The following is a 17,328-nucleotide window of genomic DNA, read 5'->3' as shown; positions in this document are numbered from 1 at the left end:
TTCTTATTTAATAACAAGTGTATGTTGGTGTTAGATAAGAAATTTAATTTACTACGACGATATCTTGCATCTAAAAAAGAAAATAAGTAAATTTGAATATAGGTTTAGGTTTTAAACCCCTCCTTACCGCCCGGTACAACATGGAGGGGTTTTATTTTTCAGCATTTTCATAGCGCTACTTAAACAAACTGTACATTACCGCACAGTAGTTGTTCGTATCCGAACATGATTTAAATGCCTAAATAGGGTTTTGTGAGCTACAGGAAGGCAATTTGGCTTTTGGCTTTGTAATTGTGCGTTTCTGTGGTAATCCGTTCATTATGCTTATTAACTACTTAAAATCTGCCTGGCGTACACTGTGGAAAGATAGGTATTATGCCCTTATCAATGTCTTTGGCTTAGCGGTATCGACCGCCGTATTTCTATTGTTAGTTCATTTTGTCCGCTTTGAATATAGCTATGAGAACTTTATTAAAAAAGCAGATGATTTGTACCGCGTAACGTTGGACAATTATAACGGATCTGAATATGTGGATACCGATTGTGAAACTTTCCCGCCCTTAGGGCCATTTTTAAAACGGGAAATGCCGGAGGTGCTGGATTTTGCCCGGTTACAAATGTTGGAGGATAATAATGAGATTCAGTATAAGCATCGAGCTTTCCGGATTGAGCATATTTATGCGGCGGATCCTTCTACTTTTTCTTTATTTGAAGTGCCTTTCGTTAAAGGAGATGCCGACAGTTTTCATCGACCCTATCAATTAGTCTTATCTGAAACGGAAGCAAAGCGAATTTTTGGATCGGAAGATCCCATTGGAAAAACTGTTAAGCAAGAAAATACGCTATATACGGTTACCGGTGTTTTTCAGGACTCACCGGCAAACACACACCTTAAGCTGGATGTATTGGTTTCTTTCTCTTCATTGAATGCATTAGGCTGGTCAATCGATGATAATTGGGGAGGAAATAACAATTATCTATATATACAATTGCCGCCAAAAATAGATGTCAACGCCTTTAATGCAAAACTACATGCGCTGACGAAGAGCAAGTTAAATGAAAGGGTCAGAAACGTTTTTAATGCGGAACCGATTAAATCAATCCACTTGCATTCGCATAAATTCTTCGAACCGGAGGTGAATGGCGATGTTAAAGCGGTTAATTTTCTGGCCGTTATTGCGCTGTTGATCTTGCTTGTGGGATCGGTGAATTATGTGAACCTTACCACGGCAAGAGCGTCTGATCGGGTGAAAGAGATTGGTATGCGTAAATTGTTGGGCTCTTCCAAAGGACTGCTCATTCGCCAACTGCTCTTAGAAACGTTGATTATTAATGTGGCAGCTATAGGTTTTGCGATGTTGTTGATCGTTACAGTCTTACCTTTTTATAGACAGCTGATTGGGCAGGATAATTCGGTTGACCTGCTGGGTACTGGATTCTTTTGGTTGAGCATCGCCTCTTTACTTTTGTTTAATTGCGTTATTTCGGGACTATATCCAGCTTTTCAATTGGCGGCTACTAAACCGATTAAGGTAGTGGGACGAGTCTTTACGACCGATAAAGAGGGTAGTTTCTTTCGTAAAGCGCTTATTGTGGGGCAGTTTGTAGCTGCCATGGTGGTGCTATCAGCCACCTTAATCGTTTTTCAACAATTGAAATTTTTAAAAAACCAGGATATTGGTTTAAACCCCTCGGAACTATTGGTAATCCGTGGGCCAAAAACTGGTGCTGATTCGCTACGTAGCCAAAAAGGTCTGGCCTTTAAGAATAGCTTGCTCGCCTTGCCCGAAGTGGAGAAGGTCGCACTTTCCGATGCGGTGCCTACAGCGCTGTATGATGTTAGCACTTCCGTGGGAATCACACGTTACGGTGCTACCGACAAAAATCGATATAACTACAATCTCTATGGCATAGACGAAGACTTTGTTCCTACCAATGATATCAAATTATCAGCAGGTAAGAACTTTGAAAAAGGGTCACTAAATGAAAATAAACTCATTATTAACGAAACGGCGGCAAAATTGTTGGGCTTTGAAAGTCCGGCAGCCGCGGTAGGTGGACTGATCGATTTATGGGGAGCCAAAAGAACGGTTATAGGTGTAATACGTGATTTTCATCAGCATTCTTTAAAGGAAGCCGTGCCACCAATGATCCATTGGTATAGCACAAGAAGTGATTTCTTTACCGTAAAGCTACAGACCGACCATGTTGCGAGCAGTTTGCTGGCGATTGAGAAAGAATGGAAAGCTGTCTACTCTGAATATGCCCTGAATTATCATTTTATGGACGAACTATTGGATCAGCAGTATCAATCTGACCGTCGATTTGGCGAGGTAGTGGGTGTTTTCTCCGTATTGGTGCTTCTGATTACCTGTTTGGGTGTTCTGGGTTTAACCACCTATACCATTCATAAACGTACCAAAGAGATCGGTATTCGAAAAGTGCTGGGCGCTTCGATACCTGATATCGTAAGCTTATTGTCGTTTGAATTTGTAAGATTGATTGCACTGGCTTTGGTAGTGGCAATCCCCATAACCTGGTACGCCATGAACAACTGGCTGCAAAATTATGCCTTGCATATCCAGATCCCATGGTGGGTATTCGGGCTGGTAGGTTTATTTGCAGTGGGTATTACGATATTAACCTTAAGCTATCAGACGGTTAAAGCCGCTTGGATGAATCCGGTTGAGTCCTTAAAAAAGGAATAAGTATACTGATAGGGTCCTGATAAACCCCGAAGGCTATGTCTTTAAATACTGATTTAAGTAGCTTGCAGTAACACTGGTTTTGTTTTTTAACAGCTGTTCTATGGTTCCTTCAAATACAATTTCACCGCCGTATTTCCCTGCTCCGGGCCCAATATCAATAATCCAATCTGCTCTGGCAATGATGTCGAGGTTATGTTCAATTACAATAAGCGTATTGTTTTGATCAACCAGCTGGTTCAGAAAAATCAATAATTTTTCGGTGTCGCTAGGATGGAGGCCTGTGCTCGGCTCATCCAAAATAAGGATATTGCCGGAACCACTCAGCTCTTTTGTTAATTTCAGGCGTTGTCTTTCTCCACCTGAAAAAGTATCTAACCGTTGACCAAGCGTTAAGTATTCCAATCCCAACTGAATTAACAAGTTAAAAGCTTTTGAAAACAGGGGTTCAGGAAAAAGGGAAATTGCATCGGTGATGGTCAGCTTCATCACATCGGCAATGCTCAACTTGCGGTAAGTATATTGCAAAACTTCCGGGTCATATCCCGAACCGCCACATACCTCGCATGGTTGTTCGATGTCGTCTATAAATGCAAGATCAATCTTTTCTACGCCCAAGCCTTTGCAGTTTTTGCAGGCTCCTTCGCTGTTTCTGCTAAATAGTTTTTCTGATACCTGATTGGCGTCAGCAAAGAGCTTTCTAAGGGCATCAGATAAATGAAGGTAGGTTAATACATTGGATCGGACATTGCTTACGAAGGCCGATTGATCAATGATGGTGGCTTGGGGATAAAAATCCGGTAGTACACCATGAATTAAGGTGCTTTTTCCGGAGCCGGCTACACCGGTGACAACGGTAAAGACACCTTCGGGAATGCGCACGGAAACGTTTTTTAAATTATTTTTGGTGGCATTTTTGATTTCCAGATATCCCTTAGCCTTGCGTGGATTTTTATTGAACGAAGGACGCTGTGCGAAATAGCGGCCCGTTTTTCCATCCGATTGCTTGAGACCTGCAAAGCCGCCCTGGTAGATGATTTCGCCGCCATTGCTGCCCGATCCCGGCCCCATGTCTACTACCTGATCGGCTATTTTAATGAGATCCGGATCGTGTTCTACGATCAGCACGGTATTTCCTTTGTCTTTTATCTGATGGATGATCGAAGCGATATGTTGAACGTCCTTTGGATGCAAACCAATACTGGGTTCATCAAAAATATAAAGTAAATCGACCAAACTACTGCCAAGGTATTTCACCATTTTAATCCGCTGCGACTCGCCACCGGATAATGTGTCTGTTCGCCGGTCCAGCGTTAAGTATTGCAAACCAATATCGCAGATGTTTTGGAGCTTTTTGGTTATTTCCTGAAGAATGACGGCATAGGCTTCGGATTGTAGGTTATTAATGAAATGCAATAACTCATCGATAGCTAATGCGGTGCAATCTGCTATATTTTTTCCGCCTATTTTACAAGAGAGTACCTTCTCATTTAACCGTTGTCCTTTACAGGAAGGGCAAGTTTGTGTACTTATTATCTGCTTTAAGGCCTGTTTACGTGTATGATATTCCTTGGCATCTTTTCGTAAAAAAGCTTGTTCAATTCGCGGGATTACGCCCTCATACTTTACCGTCTTGCCCCAATTTTTATCGGGGTGCGGAGGTTTATGCTCTGGCGCATAGAGTAACCTATTCCACTCGTCTTCGGTATAGTCCTTCAGTTTTTTATCGTTGTCAAAATAACCGGCATATACATAGCGGGTCCAACGCCAGCCACCAGGCTGGAAGGTTGGAAATAAAATAGCGCCTTCGTTTAACGACTTCTCCTTATCGATGAGCGTGGACACGTTGACGGTCTGAACAAAGCCTAATCCCTCACATTGTGGGCACATGCCTTGGGGATTATTAAAAGAAAAGACATTAGAATACCCTACAAAAGGCTGGCCCATCCGTGAAAACAGAAGCCGTAAAGGAGCATATACATCGGTTGCTGTGCCGACCGTAGAACGTGCATTGCCCCCTAATCTTTTTTGATTGATAATGACCGGAACATTGAGATTTTCAATCCGATCTACATCGGCAACGCCATAGTGCTGTAAGCGATTTCGGATAAAACTACTCTGCGTTTCATTGATCTGCCGTTGTGCCTCTGCACCAATGGTTTCAAACACCAAGGATGATTTGCCGGAGCCGGAGACACCCGTAAAAACGGTGATACTTTTTTTTGGAATCTCGAGTGAAATATTTTTAAGGTTATTTTGCCGTGCATGGATGATTTTGATAGAAGACATGTTTTTTTATTAACTTTGTTAATAGTTAACTAAGTTAACCTTTTTTTGTTTTATGACAAACGCGCAGAAACGGTTTTTTGAAGTTTTTACGGATCTTCAGTGTTATATATTAGCTAATATGAACAAAGGTGATTTTAATGGAGTCACCGCAACGCACTATAACTTAGTGGAGTATATATACCGCAAAGGGAAGACAACAGGAAAGAAATTGGCGATGGATTTCGGGATCAGTGCACCGGCCATATCCCGACAGGTTAAGTTTTTACTGGAAAATGATTTGCTATCTCAGGAGCAAAGCGATGAAGATCGGCGGGTTTTTTATCTCAAAGCAACCGACAAAGGGAAGTTGTTAATAGATGCTTCAGAAAGCTTCCGTGAGCACGTTACCAAACAAGCAAGCGCCATATTGTCAAAAGAAGAGTTGGAAGATTTAGCGTATTTATTGAATAAAGTATTGACTAAAATTAAATTGTGAACACCGACAATATAATTGACTGTGCAAACAAAAATAAAGGCAATATTCCATATGTTGTTAAAAATCAATTTATTTGCACATGAAATGATGAAGCGTTTATGAAGACGAAAATTATTGTTGCGATAGGTGGCATGCTGGTACTTGCTTCCTGCAAACCAACGGAAGCTATTGACCTAAGGAACACGATTAGCGCCAATGACGAATACCTAAAAGATATCATACTAAGTGAGGGAAGCCCGGAAGAGGCGAAATTGAATTGCTTGGTAAACGATGATTTTAAGGGCGCCTTATCAGCGATTGATAAACAGGAAGCGCAATTTGATTCCTTGATACAAAGAACTTCTGCTATTTCTGTTAGGAACGTGAAGGAAGGGGAGGCCTTAAAACGAGCGGCGGTTGATTATTATCAAGCGTTGAAGTTGCTACATATGGCCGATCGGGAAGAGGTTATGCAACAAGTAATAACGCATGGCGTGGATACCACAAAAATAAGGCTAGCGCAAGATAAGATCTTTGAATTGTTGGAGCGAAAAGGAAAGTTATTTCAGCAGGTATACGATAAAGATGAAAAAATGCGTAAGGCACTCGATCATTTTAATAAAGAAAATGGCTTATAAAGATACCCCTTGGCGCAGTAGGTCATGGGGTATCTTATTTTACAGCGCTTTACGCTAATAATCACTACATTAAAGCACATTAATCATCCCAGTAGTCTTCTTCATAGTCATCGTAAAAGTCCTCGGGGTGCCTGCTTATCGGAACATCCTTCACTACCATTATATTGGCGCGGCCAAGGTCGACATTGATCATGAAGGAAGGTATTTCTGCTGAAAAACGCCAATTCCCGCCGTTTAAAAAAACATAGCCGCCGCGATAGGGATCATAAAAGGTATGATAATCGCGAAAATATACATGGCGACTTGCGTCGTAGTGATGTGCCAATGCCCAGCTAGGTAGCCCATGCTTGCGGCGTTCTTTTAAGTATTCTTTACGACGTTTAGCCGACTCACGATAGTACTCTTTTTCTCTCTTTCTTTCTTCACGCGCATATTCTGCCCGCTTTTTGTCGCGCTCACGATAATATTCATATCTTTTTTTATCGGCTTCTTTACGTCGCTCCCAATACTTATCGTCCTTTTCGTGGCGTTGCGCATGTACTTGGCTTTGTCCCACAATTACCATCGTGAAGGCGGCAACTGCTAATAATATTGCTCTTTTCATGTTTGCTCAATTTAATGAAAGCGTCAAAGCGAAAAATCGTTCCAGCTTAATGGCGCTTTTAGTTTTGACTTTAGAACATAGGAAAGGTTTACTGTGCCCACGTACATTTCGCCCTTTTGGCTACGACGATGTTCCTTTTGGTTAAATTCGCTAGCTAATGATGCCTGATCTTTGCTGAAACAATACATCAGCAAAATGAACGTGCAAAAGAATACGATCTTAATTACTGGCGGAACGGGAGGTTTCGGCTACACCTTTGCTTCTAAACTGATTGCACTGGGTAACACGGTTATCATTACCGGGAGAAATGAACAGAAACTCCAAGACATAAAACGTAGACTTCCAGCTGTACACGTGATAAAGAGTGATGTGGCTCAAGTGGAGGACATTTGCGAGCTGTATGATCATATTGCAGTACAATTTCCAAATCTGAATATGCTTATTAACAATGCAGGAGAAATGCGTAAAATAAGTCTACAGCAGGCGCAGGATCTGAACGACATTACCCGTGAGGTGGAAATCAACCTAATGGGGCCGATCCGGATGGTACAAACTTTTTTGCCTTTACTTAAAAAGCAACAAAAGGCACTTATTCTCAATGTAACTTCGGGTATTGCACTCTCGCCTTTTGCGATATCGCCCATATACAGCGCGAGTAAAGCTGGCTTACGTTCGTATACACAAGCATTAAGGGTGCAGTTAAAAAATACAGATATCAAAGTAATGGAATTAGTGGCTCCCGGTTCCTCGACATCATTGAACGATAAGTTTATGCAGGAGGATGGTTTTAATGCGAAGATGCTGATGGCACCGGAGAAAATTGTGGACGCCGCTATCAAAGGAATACGGCAAAATAAAGAGGAAGTGTTCCCTGGTCTTGCTAAAGTGATGCGCATGGTAAGCCGACTCGCCCCGAAGTTAATGATTGCACAGGCGGGCAAAATGGGAGCTTCATTTATGTATGGAACTAATCGCACGAAATAATGAGAAATTTACTTTTTACGACTGCCTTGATCTGGATGGCATTTGCGGCATCTGCTCAAAATTTACCTGCCGATAAAATAATAGGCGTTTGGTTTAGTGAAGATTCAGATGTAAAGCTTAAATTTGAGATATATAGATCGGAAGGTAAATACTTTGGGAAGCTGCTATGGGCTTCGACGATGTTTGAAGCGGATGGAAAAACACCCAAAAAGGATTCGAAGAATCCGGATAAGAATTTGCGAAACAGATCTCGACAGAACATCGTCAATCTTCGTGATCTTCGCTACTATCAGGGTGAATATGAGGAGGGAACGTTATACAATCCGGACGATGGACGAACATATAACGTGAAAGCGAAATTAAAAAGTGCCAATGAATTGGAATTCCGGGGTTATGTAGGCATTTCGCTGCTGGGTAGAACGAGGCAATTTAAAAGAATTCAATAAGCTAAATGATTTGAACATGATAAAGCATATTATATCACTCATCCTACTATTAATCTCTGTCTTCCTGTCTTTTAAACATGGATGGGATTCATTACATGTCAAAGATCATCCGGAATCTGCCAAGATGATGGCTGAGTTGGGTATCAAAGAGTCTTATGTCCCGATCATGGGAATCGTGATGATCCTTATAGGGCTTTTGCTGTTGTTTCCGAGAACTTTCTTTCTCGGGAATGTGCTGAACACGGTGTCCATTCTTTTAATTATGGCCTTGGCGTTAAACGCAGGAAACACAAAAATGGCTTTGATCGAAATACCGTTTTTAATCATGCCCTTAATATTGATTTGGCTGAAGTATCCATTTGAAAGCTAAACTCTGTTATGTCAAGTTCAAAACCTGTCAGAATAAAATCAATTACGGAGGGGCATCGCTTATCCGGACTACCCAAACCTCATCACCCGCTTATTAGTATCGTTGATTGTGCGGACTTAAAGGGAAATTCGTCTGTAACGGCGGCGGTTTTTGATTTTTATATGATATCGCTGAAAAGAGGTTGTGATAAGTTGATTTATGGGCAGCAGCGATATGATTTTGATGAGGGGGTGATGGCTTTTATTGCGCCTGGGCAAATTTTGCGCGGAGAAGAGGGGAGCACACCACCGAACTTAGAAGGTTGGATGTTATTTATTGATCCTGCTTTTTTTTGGGGCACTTCGCTGGCAAAAAAAATCAAACAATATGAATATTTTGGTTATGCCGCTAACGAGGCTTTGTTTCTTTCGGATAAGGAAGAGGCCCTTATTAACAGTATTATTGACCATATTAAGCAGGAATACCATACAAATATTGATAAATTTAGCCAGGATGTGATTATCGCTCAATTGGAATTGTTGTTTGCTTATGTGCAACGCTTTTACGAGCGGCAATTTATTACCCGAAAAATTACCAATCATAAAATCCTGGAACGTCTGGAAGATGTGTTAGCATCTTCTTTCAATAAGGAAGATTTACTTTCTAAAGGTCTGCCGACCGTCGGTTACATCGCAAGCGAACTTCATATTTCGACGAAATATTTAAGCAGTTTGCTGAAACAGCTGACGGGGCAGACCACCCAACAGCATATTCACGAAAAACTGATTGAAAAAGCGAAAGAGCAGCTTTCTACTTCCGATTTGTCCGTCAGTGAAATCGCCTATGCACTAGGTTTTGAACATGCTCAGTCGTTCAGCAAACTATTCAAAGCCAAGACCAAACACAGCCCCCTGGAGTTTCGACAGTCTTTCAACTGATGATTATACGTTAAAGATACCGCTCCTGTTCCGTAATAGGACAATCGTTAATGCTAGCGTAGCGTTTCCGCATCAACCCATTTTCATCGAATTCCCACATTTCATTTCCGTAACTTCGATACCATTGTCCTTCGGCCTGATGCCATTCATATTCAAAACGGACGGCAATGCGGTTCTCTTGAAAGCTCCAGAGCTCTTTCTTAAGCTTATAATCTAATTCCCGCGCCCACTTTCGGGCAAGAAAAGCTTTCACCTCTTCGCGTCCATTGATGAACTCCGAACGGTTGCGCCATTCGGTATCGATGGTATAGGCAAGGCACACCTTTTCGGGATCGCGACTGTTCCATGCGTCTTCTGCTAATTGTACCTTTTGAAGTGCTGTTTCGTAGGTGAATGGCGGTAAAGGATGTTTCTGTTCCATATATTATCAATTTAAAAACTATGTATTAGGCTATTGGGGCAGGCTGTCTAAAAAGGCCAGTATATCTGCGCCGATCTCGTTCACATGGGTTTCGAGCGCAAAGTGGCCGGTGTCATAGAATTTTACGCTTGCATCGGGAATGTCTCTTTTATAAGCCTCTGCGCCGGGTGGCAAAAAGAAAGGATCCTTGTTGCCCCAAACAGCTAAAAGCTTGGGTTGATAGGTTCTGAAGTATTCCTGAAAGCTTGGATATAAAGCGACGTTATTTTTGTAATCTCTTAACAGATCGAGCTGGATTTCATCCGATTCGGGGCGATCAAGAAAATACTGATCCAGGGTGTACGATTCAGGGGCTATTAAGCTTGGATCGGATACACCGCTAAAATACTGAAACTTGGTTCCTTCTAATGTAACGAAGCCTCGGAGTGCATCTCTGTTTTCCAGCGTATCTTCTTTCCAGTACTTTTGAATAGGTCCCCAATCGGAGCCTAAACCTTCTTCATACGCATTGCCATTTTGAGAGATGATACCGGTGATTTTTTCAGGATTGGCGAGTGCCAGACGATAACCCGTAGGCGCGCCGTAATCGAATACATAGATGGCAAATCTTTTAAGGTTTAATTTGTCAATAAAAGCCTGCATGGTTTTCGCCAGATTATCAAATGTATACGTAAATACCGTTCTGCTAGGTGCATCGGAGTAGCCAAAGCCGGGAAGATCAGGCGCGATTAGGTGATAACGATCAGCTAAAATCGGGATCAAACTCCGGAACATGTGTGATGAAGTTGGATAACCGTGTAGCAATAAAAGCGTTGGCGCTTCTGTCGGGCCGGCTTCACGGTAAAAAATATTGATGCCGTTAGCGCTCAGGGTATGGTAATGAATCGAATTTGTTTTCATGTTCTATTGTTTTGCTTATCCAAAATTATTTCAGATATTTGATTATTAAAAACGATTTATTATGATGTAATAAATCATTATTTATGATTTATGAATACAAATGACCTAAGGATATTTGAGGCCGTGGCATTGCATAGTAGCTTTACACGGGCCGCAGAAGCGATGTTTACCGTGCAGTCGAACGTAACGGCGCGTATTCGCAGCTTGGAAGAGGAGTTTGGTACATCGCTTTTTGAACGAAATGCAAAAAAGGTGGCATTGACACCGGCAGGTGAAGTGCTGATGCAATATGCTAAAGAGATTACTCACCTGCTGGATGAAGCGAAAAGAGAGGTCAAAAATATTGATGTCTTGACGGGATCATTGAAAATCGGATGCATTGAAACCACCATGGCGCTTCGTGTTCCGACGATTCTGCATGATTTTGGTGCGGCCTACCCACATGTAGAGTTGGAATTCAAATCAGCCATGCGACCGGAATTGGTGCAGGATGTACTTGACTATAAGCTAGACGCGGCTTTTGTTTCGGGTCCTATTAGCATCTCCGGTCTAACGCAGGAAATCATTCACGAAGAGCAATTGGTTATCTTGGCGCATAGGAAGGCCGCCTCCTTATCATCGGAATTAAGCCGGCATGCAATCCCTAAGATTGTTGTATTTGATCAAGGCTGCGTATTCCGGGAAAGATTGGAATCGCTATTAAGCGCAAAAGGCATCGTACAGTATAGGCCTATTGTAGTGAATTCCATTGAGGGCATTATAAATTTTGTAGAGGCGGGTTTGGGCATTAGCATCTTGCCCGAGCAGATTGTCAGTTCCTATTATGCAGCGAGAGAGATCAAGACTTTCCCGCTGAGCAAGTCGCTCGGAACGATGACAACAGTCCTGATCTCGCGTAGCAACCGCCGTTCATCCAAGCTGATGCAAGTGTTTATTGATATGTATAAAAATCAATCGAAGCATTCGAACGTGGAGCAATCAATATGACAGCTCTTCACATTGAAAACCATTCGTATGCAACACGCGAATGATGCTAAAAGCATCATTGCGCGGGGTATCGACCCGTAAGATTTTATCGCAATCCTCTAGATCAAAATTCCATTTCGCCCACGGTTGAATGCTATCTAAATAGGGCTTTAGTTGCCGGATATCCTCTTCGCGCTGTACGGAAGTTTTAAATATGTAAATCATCTGATAAAATTTTATTATAAACCCTTTTTTCCTTCCAGCCAATAACCGTGTGAGACTATTTTACCCGCGTTTCTGGCTTTCAAAACCTTCCGGAATGTTCGGACCGATTTGGCGTTCCCGGTTAGGACAAAGTTGGATTGCTGCCATTCGGTCGATTGGACAACGGGTAGCGCGTCCACCCATTTCTCATCACTAAATGCGTCGTTCTTATCAAATACGGTGCAATTGCTCAATGGCAACAGCGAGACGATGTCGTGATTTTCTTTTTCCAGTTCCAAATAGAATTGAAACTGATGCCGGTTTTGTATAAGCACCGGTAAGAAAGAACAGGCAAGTCCTAAGGATGTTTCATCGCCAAAAACGACGTACTTTGCGGCTGTTGGCTCATAATACTTGTACTCTCGGGGCGGATTGATGTTAACCGTGTCGCCAATATCGAGCTTACGCATAAAGCAGCTTCCGGGTGCTTCACCATGTATATGCGCAATGAGTTCAAGTCTTTCGCGCATATCGTCAACATAAGAAACGGTATATCGCCTGGCCTCTGTATCACTTACCCGGAAATCGATAAAACTTCCTACACCGAAATTGAACTTTCTAAAATTTCCTGTAAATTGAATTCTCTTGACGGTATCGGATAGGTATTCGACCTTGGTTACCTCCATCGTTGATGACTTAGACGATAAAACACGGTCGAAAACATCGAATACCCATTTGGGAGCGCTTGGCATAATCTTTATTTTTTTGAACAAAGAAACCACGAAACGACCGCGCAAAGAAGGCTGAAACAGGGTAAGTATTGGACTAATCAAGGTTTTTCTTTCGAAAGCTTAATGCCGTCATACCAACTATTTTGGTGAACAAACGAGAAAAGTAGGGATAATCGTCATAACCTAGCTCGAACGCGATTTCTTTTACCGATTTGTTGGAATGATAAAGTAAACGTTTCGCTTCAAGTATGATACGTTGCTGAATGTGATAGCGTACGGGTTGGCCGGTGCTTTTTTTGACACACTCGTTTAGGTAAACAGTGGAGACCTTTAATCGCCTGGCGTAATCAGTGGGTCGTTTTATGAGCGTGAAGTCCTTTTCCAGGATGGATTTGAATGTTTTGGTAATTACATCGAAGCGGGAAAGGGTTTCCGTTGGTTTGGTAAGTGCTGAATATTGAGAGGTAATTAAGGCGACTAAAGCATTGCAGCTCTCTCTGAGTATGATGTGATATAATTTTTCCTGTTTCCGTTGAAAATGTTTGATGCAGAGCGACATGCTTTCGGAGACGAGACTAAAAGCTTCCTGACTCAATCTTAGCGGCTTTGCGGGTGCTATTTCTTGCAGTGTATTGAGAATTTCGGGGTGAAGGTTGTCATGACTGATGATAAGTACACGGAAGTTCGCTTTCTCAACGCCGATTACCCGATGTACCTGATTGGGCTGTATATACATGAGCGCAGCGCCGACGACTTCATAGCGTTGAAAGTCGATCTCGAACGTGGTTGTTCCCTGGTCCTGAATGCAAAATAAATGATAGTCGTCCCGATGCGCTTCTGCCGCGGGCTTATGTAATTCTACATCCCTCGACGAGGCCGTTTCGAGGAAAATACCCGTTCCGAATGTACTGGCCATCGTATTTAAAGGAATGGTATGGGCACGTCGGTTCATGGCTTTTTAGCGTATGTATTGTTCTGACAAAACTAATAGATGTTTCTTTTATTCGGGATAGAATACGCAATTTTTTATGGCTTATCTTCTATCTTTCGCTTAATCCAATCGATAAAATCGGCGTATTTAAGGAGTTGGCGCTCGCGTTTATCCAATCGTAAGTCATCCAGCTGGGTAAACCACTTCTCGGCAATGGCTTTTCTCTTTGGCATGCTGCAGCGTCCGGGGTCTAGTTGGACCAGCTTAAAAATAAACTTCTCTATTTTGAACATCCCACCTTGCTTACTGAATGCCCGTTTATAGGTCCGGATTTCGTAGTGAAGGTATTCGAGATTATCCAGTTCCATGTGTACCAGTAGATGCAGTAGCCATGTAGAACGGTATATGAGCTGACTACTTACTTCACGCTCACGAAGAGCCAGCTGCAGGTATTGGTTGGCGTCTGACCAGCGGCCTTGCTGAAAGTAAGCCAAAGCGGTAAAAAACAGTAAGGCATTGTGCTCGTCGCGATAGTAAAAGTTATTCTTTAGCAATTGTTGTTTTTTGAGCGATAGTACAAGTTGAAGGGCTTCTTCGTCCTTACGCAACTGCGTGAGCATATTGAGTCGGTAAACGTGATGAGTTTGGCTTGCCTCGCGGATGAAATGCTCGGGGTATGCGCCCTGAGATAGTTTGTCTACACGATGGATGAAATACTGCATTTCGACATAATAGCCAATGGTTCGTAGACTATCAAGAATGCCTCGTAGCGCAGAAAGATAGTCGTAGGGCGGGAAATTCCACATATTTTCGTGAGCCTCGATTAGCGTGTTCAATTCTTTGAACATTTTTAAGGCTGCGTGATACTCACCGGTGCGGATGAAAAAGAACGATTGGAAGAGCAAATGAACTTTCTTTGATTCAAATTGATGACGCATCCCTCGATTGGTGATACTTAATTCGCTCAATACCAAATCAGTTATCTTCTTTTGGTCTTGGGAAACAAGCTCATGATCGTGATTTAGGCGCTGGGTTAGCAGCTGATACAGCGATTGATGCTCGTGGATCTGCTGCATGATACGCAATAGGTTCCGTCCGAGCATTTGTTGATCTACCAGTGTCTGTTCCGGTACATCGGGAAGGCCTATATCAGTTAGATAACCCAGCTCCATGCGTAAAGATTGATATTGAATGTAGGGATCTTCCGCTTCTATTGCAAGTTTCCTGGCTTTCTTCAATTCTTTTAAGGCCATCGAAGGAAGTGAACGCTCAAAGCATAAACGAGCTTTCATGAGCGCTTGATAACGTGCATACCAGGTATCTTGTTCAATTCGTGTTTGGATGAGCATATTGCTGAGTACCTTGTATAAATAAGCTGCGGTATTTTCAAAAGATTTTCCAGGGAAGCGCGCAGCAAACAAACTTTCAGCCTGCTGGTCAGGTGCTACCCGATATTGTGTCAGCAGATCGAATAAAGCTACATATTCTTTGTGAGCCCTTTGCCCGGCGCAGTGTTGTTTGAACTGCTTCCGCTCCGAAACAGATAGTCCACCGATCAATTTTTCCAGTTCAAGCTTCAGCATATTAATAAATTCAGGAAAATAAAATAATAGTCTGTTTACAAATGGTTGTTAGTGAGTGTTATGTGGTAAATATAGAGATTAAAAAATAAAATTACGATTCAGGAATTATATGAATTTGTGTCTATTTTGAAACTGTTAAGGGACTATCTTTGAAAATAGATAAAGCTGCACAAGGCAGTTGATCAAATTATAAACTTTTTCCTTAGATCATATATGAAGAAAATTATCGTAGCAGGTAGTATGAACATGGACATGGTGGTCAAAACAAGTCATATTCCCCGACCGGGAGAGACTGTATTAGGCGGGTCTTTTTTTATGAACCCCGGTGGCAAGGGCGCCAATCAGGCCATCGCGGTAGCACGCTTGGGTGGGGATGTTGCTTTTATTGGAAAGATGGGCGATGATATCTTCGGCAAACAGTCAGCCCAATTATTCGAGGAAGAAGGAGTGAACACGCAGGGTATTGTTTCGGATGCTGCGCTGCCTTCCGGCATTGCCTTGATAACCGTTGATCAAAAGGGAGAAAACAGCATTGTGGTGGCACCGGGAGCGAATGCGAACTTGAAAGCGACCGATGTGGAAAAGGCGCTTACCTATTATCCCGATGCGGCATTGCTGCTTATTCAGCTCGAAATACCCATGGACACTGTGGCTTACACAGCCAAAAGGGCCAAAGAGAAAGGGATGAAGATCATCCTGAATCCAGCGCCCGCAAATGAACTGCCTAAGGAAGTGTTTGAATTGATGGATATCATAACACCGAATGAAAGTGAAGCCGAAATGTTATCGGGTATACGGATAGCTGACCTGGACAGTGCCGGGCAAGCTGCTCGGAAGATACAAGCAAAAGGTCCCAAGCAGGTAATTATTACCATGGGAAAGCAGGGCGCTGCGGTGTTGGAGGATGATGCATTCTTCCATGTTCCTGCACCAAGTGTGGAAACCATCGATACTACGGCTGCGGGCGATGTATTCAACGGGGCTTTGGCCGTAGCGATCGCTGAGGGTAAGCCTCTGCGCGAAGCGACAAACTTTGCCTGTCGGGCTGCTGCTATTGCCGTAACCCGTTTGGGCGCGCAATCATCTATTCCGTACCGGAATGAGGTGCTGATGAGTATCATCAGCTAGCAATATTGAACCAATTAACCAAATTTTAAACGGATTATGTTTATTGTAGAAACCTATACGCTGGCGGTCGTATGCTGCCTAATTACCATGCTCTGCTGGGGTTCATGGGCTAATACGCAAAAGTTAGTGCAGGGGCAGTGGCGGTTCGAACTGTTCTATTGGGATTATGTATTGGGCATTCTGCTGTTTGCACTGCTCGGTGCATTCACGCTAGGTAGTTATGGTGAGGGGGGAAGGTCTTTTTTACAAGACTTGGAGCAGGCAGAAGCCGCTAATATCCGGAGTGCACTGATAGGCGGTGTGGTATTTAATTTGGCAAACATCCTGCTCACAGCCGCCATCGCTCATGCGGGTATGGCGGTGGCCTTTCCACTTGGCATTGGCCTGGCCTTGATTATTGGCGTCGTATTGAACTACGTGCTGGCGAGTAAGGGAGATCCTCTTTTGCTTTTTACGGGTGTCACCTGTGTGAGTGTGGCCATCATCCTGAACGCCTTGGCCTATCGTATGCATCGAGGTGGAAATATGGATAGTCGCGCTACGGGAAAGTGGATTGTCGTTTCGATCATTGCGGGGATATTGATGTCAACCTTTTATCCCTTTGTAGCGGCCGGCATGGACCTCTCGGATTTTAGGACACCCGCTGTAGGAAAGATGACGCCTTATACCGCTTTTGTGATTTTCGCACTCGGAATCGCGGTGAGCAACTTGTTTTTTAACAGCTTCTTGATGCGGAGACCCTTGGAGGGACCGCCTATCACATATAGCATGTATTTCCGCGGCCCGCTGCGCATGCATACAGTGGGGCTTCTGGGTGGCGCTATCTGGGGGCTTGGAAATCTCTTTAACCTGATTGCCGCAGGAAAGGCCGGTCCGGCGATTTCCTACGGACTGGGACAGGGGGCTACTCTGGTTGCCGCAGTGTGGGGCGTGTTTGTCTGGAAGGAGTTTCAAGGTGGGAGCAAAACCGTTAAATTTTATATAACATCCATGTTTCTGCTTTTTATTATCGGTCTCGGATTGATAATAATGGCGGGAAACTGAACCTAATTTGTAA

General features: G+C 43.0%; 18 protein-coding genes. 10 read left to right on the top strand and 8 right to left on the bottom strand.

What is annotated here, in order from left to right:
* Positions 1–320: 320 nt before the first annotated feature.
* Positions 321–2,708, top strand: coding sequence for an ABC transporter permease (locus tag QT327_RS01750; RefSeq protein WP_289551794.1), 2,388 nt, complete (start codon positions 321–323; stop codon positions 2,706–2,708).
* A gap of 33 nt (positions 2,709–2,741) precedes the next feature.
* On the opposite strand, the gene QT327_RS01745 is transcribed toward QT327_RS01750, so the two are convergent.
* Positions 2,742–4,994, bottom strand: a complete 2,253-nt coding sequence (locus tag QT327_RS01745) for an ATP-binding cassette domain-containing protein (RefSeq protein ID WP_289551793.1) — start codon at positions 4,992–4,994, stop codon at positions 2,742–2,744.
* A gap of 118 nt (positions 4,995–5,112) precedes the next feature.
* Between QT327_RS01745 and QT327_RS01740 the strand changes: the two genes are divergently transcribed.
* Together QT327_RS01740 and QT327_RS01735 are read left to right on the top strand one after the other, a co-directional pair.
* The gene (locus QT327_RS01740) at positions 5,113–5,469 is read left to right on the top strand and encodes a MarR family winged helix-turn-helix transcriptional regulator (protein ID WP_289551791.1); all 357 of its coding nucleotides are present in this window, start codon (positions 5,113–5,115) and stop codon (positions 5,467–5,469) included.
* Positions 5,470–5,567: 98 nt separating this feature from the next.
* Entirely contained in the window at positions 5,568–6,086 is a 519-nt protein-coding gene (locus QT327_RS01735) for a hypothetical protein (RefSeq protein WP_289551790.1), read from the top strand.
* A 79-nt stretch (positions 6,087–6,165) separates the two neighbouring features.
* Here QT327_RS01735 and QT327_RS01730 read toward each other — a convergent pair whose 3' ends face one another.
* Complete coding sequence (locus QT327_RS01730) at positions 6,166–6,690, bottom strand: hypothetical protein (protein WP_289551789.1); 525 nt, start codon at positions 6,688–6,690, stop codon at positions 6,166–6,168.
* Positions 6,691–6,885: 195 nt separating this feature from the next.
* On the opposite strand from QT327_RS01730, the gene QT327_RS01725 reads away from it, so the two are divergent.
* The 4 genes from QT327_RS01725 to QT327_RS01710 are packed head-to-tail and all read left to right on the top strand — an operon-like array spanning position 6,886 to position 9,407.
* Positions 6,886–7,674 carry an SDR family oxidoreductase gene (locus tag QT327_RS01725; protein ID WP_289551787.1) on the top strand — a complete coding sequence of 263 codons (789 nt, stop codon included), beginning with the start codon at positions 6,886–6,888 and terminating at the stop codon, positions 7,672–7,674.
* Positions 7,674–8,120 carry a DUF2147 domain-containing protein gene (locus tag QT327_RS01720; RefSeq protein WP_130855295.1) on the top strand — a complete coding sequence of 149 codons (447 nt, stop codon included), beginning with the start codon at positions 7,674–7,676 and terminating at the stop codon, positions 8,118–8,120. Before QT327_RS01725 ends, QT327_RS01720 begins: the two co-directional genes overlap by 1 nt.
* A gap of 16 nt (positions 8,121–8,136) precedes the next feature.
* Complete coding sequence (locus tag QT327_RS01715) at positions 8,137–8,490, top strand: hypothetical protein (RefSeq protein WP_130855296.1); 354 nt, start codon at positions 8,137–8,139, stop codon at positions 8,488–8,490.
* 8 nt (positions 8,491–8,498) lie between these two features.
* Complete coding sequence (locus QT327_RS01710; RefSeq protein WP_289551786.1) at positions 8,499–9,407, top strand: helix-turn-helix domain-containing protein; 909 nt, start codon at positions 8,499–8,501, stop codon at positions 9,405–9,407.
* Between the two features lie 10 nt (positions 9,408–9,417).
* On the opposite strand, the gene QT327_RS01705 is transcribed toward QT327_RS01710, so the two are convergent.
* Complete coding sequence (locus tag QT327_RS01705; RefSeq protein WP_289551785.1) at positions 9,418–9,828, bottom strand: nuclear transport factor 2 family protein; 411 nt, start codon at positions 9,826–9,828, stop codon at positions 9,418–9,420.
* Positions 9,829–9,858: 30 nt separating this feature from the next.
* Complete coding sequence (locus tag QT327_RS01700) at positions 9,859–10,728, bottom strand: alpha/beta fold hydrolase (protein ID WP_130855299.1); 870 nt, start codon at positions 10,726–10,728, stop codon at positions 9,859–9,861.
* Positions 10,729–10,818: 90 nt separating this feature from the next.
* Here QT327_RS01700 and QT327_RS01695 point away from each other — a divergent pair, with 90 nt between their 5' ends.
* A complete protein-coding gene (locus tag QT327_RS01695) occupies positions 10,819–11,715 on the top strand; it encodes a LysR family transcriptional regulator (RefSeq protein WP_130855300.1) in 897 nt (298 codons plus the stop codon).
* Here QT327_RS01695 and QT327_RS01690 read toward each other — a convergent pair.
* From QT327_RS01690 to QT327_RS01675, 4 genes are all read right to left on the bottom strand, one after another.
* Positions 11,707–11,919: a hypothetical protein gene (locus QT327_RS01690; RefSeq protein WP_013667579.1), complete on the bottom strand. Its 213-nt coding sequence runs from the start codon at positions 11,917–11,919 to the stop codon at positions 11,707–11,709. The two genes, QT327_RS01695 and QT327_RS01690, sit on opposite strands and share 9 nt — an antisense overlap.
* A gap of 14 nt (positions 11,920–11,933) precedes the next feature.
* Entirely contained in the window at positions 11,934–12,650 is a 717-nt protein-coding gene (locus QT327_RS01685) for a siderophore-interacting protein (protein WP_130855301.1), read from the bottom strand.
* Between the two features lie 73 nt (positions 12,651–12,723).
* Positions 12,724–13,581 carry a helix-turn-helix transcriptional regulator gene (locus QT327_RS01680; protein ID WP_130855302.1) on the bottom strand — a complete coding sequence of 286 codons (858 nt, stop codon included), beginning with the start codon at positions 13,579–13,581 and terminating at the stop codon, positions 12,724–12,726.
* A gap of 74 nt (positions 13,582–13,655) precedes the next feature.
* Positions 13,656–15,143 carry a hypothetical protein gene (locus QT327_RS01675; protein ID WP_130855303.1) on the bottom strand — a complete coding sequence of 496 codons (1,488 nt, stop codon included), beginning with the start codon at positions 15,141–15,143 and terminating at the stop codon, positions 13,656–13,658.
* A gap of 213 nt (positions 15,144–15,356) precedes the next feature.
* Here QT327_RS01675 and rbsK point away from each other — a divergent pair, with 213 nt between their 5' ends.
* A complete protein-coding gene (rbsK, locus tag QT327_RS01670) occupies positions 15,357–16,271 on the top strand; it encodes a ribokinase (protein ID WP_130855304.1) in 915 nt (304 codons plus the stop codon).
* Positions 16,272–16,358: 87 nt separating this feature from the next.
* The gene (locus QT327_RS01665) at positions 16,359–17,315 is read left to right on the top strand and encodes a GRP family sugar transporter (RefSeq protein WP_289551783.1); all 957 of its coding nucleotides are present in this window, start codon (positions 16,359–16,361) and stop codon (positions 17,313–17,315) included.
* Positions 17,316–17,328: the final 13 nt, after the last annotated feature.

It is taken from the genome of Olivibacter sp. 47 (assembly GCF_030372825.1).
Classification (GTDB): domain Bacteria; phylum Bacteroidota; class Bacteroidia; order Sphingobacteriales; family Sphingobacteriaceae; genus Olivibacter; species Olivibacter oleidegradans.
Note: the sequence above shows the minus strand (reverse complement) of the source record. Positions and strands in the feature narration are given on the sequence as shown.

What these genes read in the sequence shown, in the direction of transcription:
- QT327_RS01680 (WP_130855302.1), bottom strand. Translation starts at nt 13,581, where the DNA reads ATGAACCGACGTGCCCATACCATTCCTTTAAATACGATGGCCAGTACA.
- QT327_RS01750 (WP_289551794.1), top strand. Translation starts at nt 321, where the DNA reads ATGCTTATTAACTACTTAAAATCTGCCTGGCGTACACTGTGGAAAGAT.
- QT327_RS01710 (WP_289551786.1), top strand. Translation starts at nt 8,499, where the DNA reads ATGTCAAGTTCAAAACCTGTCAGAATAAAATCAATTACGGAGGGGCAT.
- QT327_RS01740 (WP_289551791.1), top strand. Translation starts at nt 5,113, where the DNA reads ATGAACAAAGGTGATTTTAATGGAGTCACCGCAACGCACTATAACTTA.
- rbsK (WP_130855304.1), top strand. Translation starts at nt 15,357, where the DNA reads ATGAAGAAAATTATCGTAGCAGGTAGTATGAACATGGACATGGTGGTC.
- QT327_RS01690 (WP_013667579.1), bottom strand. Translation starts at nt 11,919, where the DNA reads ATGATTTACATATTTAAAACTTCCGTACAGCGCGAAGAGGATATCCGG.
- QT327_RS01705 (WP_289551785.1), bottom strand. Translation starts at nt 9,828, where the DNA reads ATGGAACAGAAACATCCTTTACCGCCATTCACCTACGAAACAGCACTT.
- QT327_RS01695 (WP_130855300.1), top strand. Translation starts at nt 10,819, where the DNA reads ATGAATACAAATGACCTAAGGATATTTGAGGCCGTGGCATTGCATAGT.
- QT327_RS01715 (WP_130855296.1), top strand. Translation starts at nt 8,137, where the DNA reads ATGATAAAGCATATTATATCACTCATCCTACTATTAATCTCTGTCTTC.
- QT327_RS01725 (WP_289551787.1), top strand. Translation starts at nt 6,886, where the DNA reads ATGAACGTGCAAAAGAATACGATCTTAATTACTGGCGGAACGGGAGGT.
- QT327_RS01665 (WP_289551783.1), top strand. Translation starts at nt 16,359, where the DNA reads ATGCTCTGCTGGGGTTCATGGGCTAATACGCAAAAGTTAGTGCAGGGG.
- QT327_RS01745 (WP_289551793.1), bottom strand. Translation starts at nt 4,994, where the DNA reads ATGTCTTCTATCAAAATCATCCATGCACGGCAAAATAACCTTAAAAAT.
- QT327_RS01675 (WP_130855303.1), bottom strand. Translation starts at nt 15,143, where the DNA reads ATGCTGAAGCTTGAACTGGAAAAATTGATCGGTGGACTATCTGTTTCG.
- QT327_RS01685 (WP_130855301.1), bottom strand. Translation starts at nt 12,650, where the DNA reads ATGCCAAGCGCTCCCAAATGGGTATTCGATGTTTTCGACCGTGTTTTA.
- QT327_RS01735 (WP_289551790.1), top strand. Translation starts at nt 5,568, where the DNA reads ATGAAGACGAAAATTATTGTTGCGATAGGTGGCATGCTGGTACTTGCT.
- QT327_RS01720 (WP_130855295.1), top strand. Translation starts at nt 7,674, where the DNA reads ATGAGAAATTTACTTTTTACGACTGCCTTGATCTGGATGGCATTTGCG.
- QT327_RS01700 (WP_130855299.1), bottom strand. Translation starts at nt 10,728, where the DNA reads ATGAAAACAAATTCGATTCATTACCATACCCTGAGCGCTAACGGCATC.
- QT327_RS01730 (WP_289551789.1), bottom strand. Translation starts at nt 6,690, where the DNA reads ATGAAAAGAGCAATATTATTAGCAGTTGCCGCCTTCACGATGGTAATT.